Consider the following 3,863-nt stretch of genomic DNA (forward strand, 5'->3'; position numbering starts at 1 on the left):
ACAGATAGCTGGGAAATGCTTTTCTTACGACGCTCTTTTTGCTCAACCGCACATCATGGACTTTTTCGCGAACTGCTTCACGCTCCCATTCACCGCGTTCAATCAATGCAAATACTTTCGCGCGGTTGGCTTCACCGCCAGGGCCAGGGTGCACGAGTATCTCAAATGCGCTTATCCAAAGCGACAGGGATCGGCCCCAGTCATATATCGTGGCGCCCGCGCTTTGCGGCATTTGCATTGCGGCATTAGCAGCGTTCAGAGAGCGAAATAGCGCAAGTTGTTCCCAGTGTGGCGTTCCGCCGGAAAATCTCTTCCTCCACCAGTCTAGCAAAACTTTTAGTAACGCTTCATCAATGTCCCAATCGCGAATCTGGACGACCGAAAGTCCTGGCGAGGAAAGCCCCCTAAATCCTTTGATCTGATGAAGTGCGCTTACGGCCGGAGTGTTCGCGATGAGGTGCTCGCCATTCCGATCGACCATCCAAGGATAAAGATCGAAAGAGTCAGAGTACATCGGTCGGGAATAATTGCGATGAGTTATGGCCGCAGCGCGTGCAAATGGGATGATGGACGCGGCAACGGCATCTCGAAAACCCGAGACAGCTTCGCTGTTGAGAAACTCGGCGGGCGTATCAGATCTCGCAACGAGCGCTGCGGGCGTAATCCTCACTCCGTGGCTGTTTGTAAACCTTCGGAAGAATGCTTTTAGATTTGGCTGCAGGGCAAAATTATCGGACAGGCGCGCGTCATCGCTGCCGATCATGGAGAATTGTTCTCCCTCAATCGGGTCTGTGACGACGATGTTCGGAAGCGCAGCGAGAATATTCCAACTCATCAAAGAAGCTCATTTCCCGGCATGATTATTTAGCGGTCGGCGCGACGCACATAAGCCTCGGCCGATCTAGGATATCGGTAGTGCGACTCTTTTCATGATCGGCTGATTGGCATCCAACGAAGCCGCAGACAATTGGATTCCGAATGATCTAGCGTTGCGCCGCTGCTCCCCGTCGATTTCTCTCCAACTCAACTCGACCAAAATTGGCGATAACGCTCTCACCCTCTTTATAGACTTTCAGCGCGAGATCTGAAGCATTGCTCAGCGTGTTGAGCGGCACACGTTTGATCGCTCGGCTTTTACGATCAGTAGCCTTCAATAATTTCGCAACGCTATTGGTCGCTAGAACATGTTCTCCACCGCTGTCGATAACCATACTGTGGGCGGCGAGGTTCCGAGCCCGGTTTACTTTTTCAACGCCGTCTGCGTAACGCAGGACTGGCTTCTTCCATTCGTCGTTGGATATCTGCGTGACAAATGCCTTCAGGATTTCAACTTTTCGGGCCGGGTCCAGGGCAGCGACAACCGCGAGTGTCAGCGCCTTCCCGCCAAGAGATAGAGCTGCCACCAAGACGGCATTTAACTGATTGTCTAAGAGTGAAGCCATGAGTACGATTCGGCCCACGACTTCACAGATCTCTTTTTCAGCTTCAGTCTCAGATTTCTTGTCGATCATTTTTCGTCCTCAGATCTGGTGCCGTTGCCGCCGTTGTAATCTCAACGCGATCAGCGCCATAGGCTGCTTGATCTCTGCCTTGGTTCCAGTTGCTGTTCCGGTCGTCTCAAACCGATTGACGTAGTGAATGCGTTAGCCGCAGTCGGTCCTACTGCCGCCAAAATCACAGCTATCCATTTCCAGCGTCCACCTCTATAGGCCTGCCAAGGCGTAGCGAGCACCGCTCTCTCTCGATACCGCATTGCACAATTCCCTCGCTTAGTCACAATGCAGGCATGGTTCGAACCGCACTCGCCGTCCTGGTGATCGATGAAAACCGCATCCGCGCCGCGATCATCGAGGCGGGTTTGCGCGAGGCCGGCCATGAGCGGGTCACCGTCATCCATGATGTGACCGGCATTGCGCGGCGGATCGCCGAGATCGAGCCCGATGTCATCGTCATCGATCTCGAAAACCCGAATCGCGACATGCTGGAAAACATGTTCCAGCTGTCGCGTGCCGTAAAACGGCCGATCGCCATGTTCGTCGACCGCTCCGACCAGGCCTCGATCGAGGCGGCGGTCGATGCCGGCGTTTCGGCCTATGTCGTCGACGGTCTGCGGCAAGAGCGCGTCAAGCCGATCCTCGACATGGCGGTCAGCCGCTTCAACGCCTTTTCGCGCATGGCACGCGAACTGGAAGAGGTTCGCGGCGAGCTCGAGAGCCGCAAGGTGATCGACCGTGCCAAGGGCATCCTGATGAAATCGCGCGGCCTCTCCGAAGAGGCGGCCTACACGCTGCTGCGCAAGACGGCGATGAACCAGAACCGCAAGATCGGCGACATCGCCCAAAGCCTGGTGACTGCCGCGGGGCTGCTGGGACCGGCGGAGGACGAATGAGCATGACTGCCGAGCACCAGATCACCGCCGGCTTCATGCCGCTTTTCGACAGCGCCGTGCTGGTCGCGGCCGGCGAGCTTGGCTTCGCCGCGCAAGAAGGCATCGATCTGAAGCTGCACCGCGAGACATCCTGGGCCAACATCCGCGACCGCATCGCCATCGGCCACTTCCATCTCGCGCATATGCTGGGACCGATGTCGAGGTGCTCAAGCAGGCCTCCTGGGGTGCGACACGCGACAATCTGATGCTCGGCGGCGCGGCCAACGGCATCGACGGCGCTCATATCCTGACACCGCTGCCTTACCTCATGCACACCGGCAAGGTGACGCAGAACAACCAGCCGATGCCGATGGCGATCGTGGCTCGGCTCAACTACGACTGCCAGGGCATTTCGGTCGCCCAGGAATATGCCGGCACCGGTGTCGGCCTCGACGCCTCGAAGCTGAAAGACGCCTTCGCTGCCAAGAAGGCGACCGGCAAGGAAATCAAGGCCGCCATGACCTTCCCGGGCGGTACGCATGATCTGTGGCTGCGCTATTGGCTGGCCGCCGGCGGCATCGATCCCGACAAGGACGTCTCGACCATCGTCGTGCCGCCGCCGCAGATGGTGGCCAACATGAAGGTCGGCAATATGGACGTGTTCTGCGTCGGCGAGCCGTGGAACGAGCAACTCGTCCACCAGGGCGTGGGCTTCACCGCCGCCACGACAGGCGAATTGTGGAAGGGCCATCCCGAAAAGGCGCTCGGCCTGCGCGCCGAATTCATCGAGAAATATCCGAACGCCACCAAGGCGATCCTGATGGCCGTCATGGAAGCCCAGCAATGGTGCGAGGCCACCGAGAACAAGGACGAGATGGCCGCTATCATCGGCAAGCGGCAATGGATGAACGTGCCCGTCGCCGACATCATCGGCCGCCTCAAGGGCGACATCAACTATGGCAATGGCCGCGTCGCCAACGGCACCGATCTCTCCATGAAGTTCTGGAAGGGCGGCGTCTCTTATCCGTTCAAGAGCCATGATGCGTGGTTCCTTGCCGAGAACATCCGCTGGGGCAAGTTCGCGCCGACCACCGACATCAACGCGCTGGTCGACCAGGTCAACCGCGAGGATCTGTGGCGCGAGGCGGCCAAGGATCTCGGCGTCGCGGCAGCCGACGTTCCGGCGTCGTCGTCGCGCGGCGTCGAGACCTTTTTCGACGGCAAGATTTTCGATCCGGCCAACCCGTCCGCCTATCTCGACAGCCTGAAGATCAAGGCATCGGCGTAGCCTGATCGCAAGCGGCGCGCATGCGCCGCTTGCGATCACTACCTGCCCCCAAGGAGTTTTCCCCAGACATGTCGATCCAGACTATCGAGGACACCAAGGTGAAGGCCTTTCCCGCCAAGCCGGCGGAGGTCATCGCCTTCACTGCCAAGGCACGGCGCCGCTTCGAGCCGCTCGCCAGTTTGCCGGCGATGGCGAGCGCGCTGGTGC

The 3,863-nt window shown here is 58.6% G+C and carries 3 protein-coding genes and 2 pseudogenes; 3 read left to right on the forward strand and 2 right to left on the reverse strand.

Annotated elements, in window-relative coordinates:
• Both EN969_RS20685 and EN969_RS20690 read right to left on the reverse strand, forming a co-directional pair.
• Positions 1-835, reverse strand: a pseudogene (locus EN969_RS20685) (hypothetical protein); the annotation flags it as partial.
• A gap of 148 nt (positions 836-983) precedes the next feature.
• Positions 984-1,511, reverse strand: a complete 528-nt coding sequence (locus tag EN969_RS20690) for a hypothetical protein (RefSeq protein ID WP_063168699.1) — start codon at positions 1,509-1,511, stop codon at positions 984-986.
• A 275-nt stretch (positions 1,512-1,786) separates the two neighbouring features.
• Here EN969_RS20690 and EN969_RS20695 point away from each other — a divergent pair, with 275 nt between their 5' ends.
• The 3 genes and pseudogenes from EN969_RS20695 to EN969_RS20705 all read left to right on the forward strand — a co-directional run.
• Positions 1,787-2,389, forward strand: a complete 603-nt coding sequence (locus tag EN969_RS20695; RefSeq protein WP_013530455.1) for an ANTAR domain-containing response regulator — start codon at positions 1,787-1,789, stop codon at positions 2,387-2,389.
• A gap of 2 nt (positions 2,390-2,391) precedes the next feature.
• Positions 2,392-2,634: an ABC transporter substrate-binding protein gene (locus EN969_RS36655; RefSeq protein WP_281057004.1), complete on the forward strand. Its 243-nt coding sequence runs from the start codon at positions 2,392-2,394 to the stop codon at positions 2,632-2,634.
• Positions 2,589-3,656 (forward strand): annotated as a pseudogene (locus EN969_RS20705) (CmpA/NrtA family ABC transporter substrate-binding protein); the annotation flags it as partial. The gene EN969_RS36655 and the pseudogene EN969_RS20705, both read left to right, overlap by 46 nt.
• Positions 3,657-3,863: the final 207 nt, after the last annotated feature.

The sequence above is a fragment of the Mesorhizobium sp. M7A.F.Ca.CA.003.01.2.1 genome, assembly GCF_003998945.1.
In the GTDB taxonomy this organism is placed as follows: Bacteria; Pseudomonadota; Alphaproteobacteria; order Rhizobiales; family Rhizobiaceae; genus Mesorhizobium; species Mesorhizobium ciceri.

Excerpts from the sequence above, each read along its gene's own strand:
- EN969_RS36655 (WP_281057004.1), top strand. The coding sequence starts at position 2,392 with ATGACTGCCGAGCACCAGATCACCGCCGGCTTCATGCCGCTTTTCGAC.
- EN969_RS20690 (WP_063168699.1), bottom strand. The coding sequence starts at position 1,511 with ATGATCGACAAGAAATCTGAGACTGAAGCTGAAAAAGAGATCTGTGAA.
- EN969_RS20695 (WP_013530455.1), top strand. The coding sequence starts at position 1,787 with ATGGTTCGAACCGCACTCGCCGTCCTGGTGATCGATGAAAACCGCATC.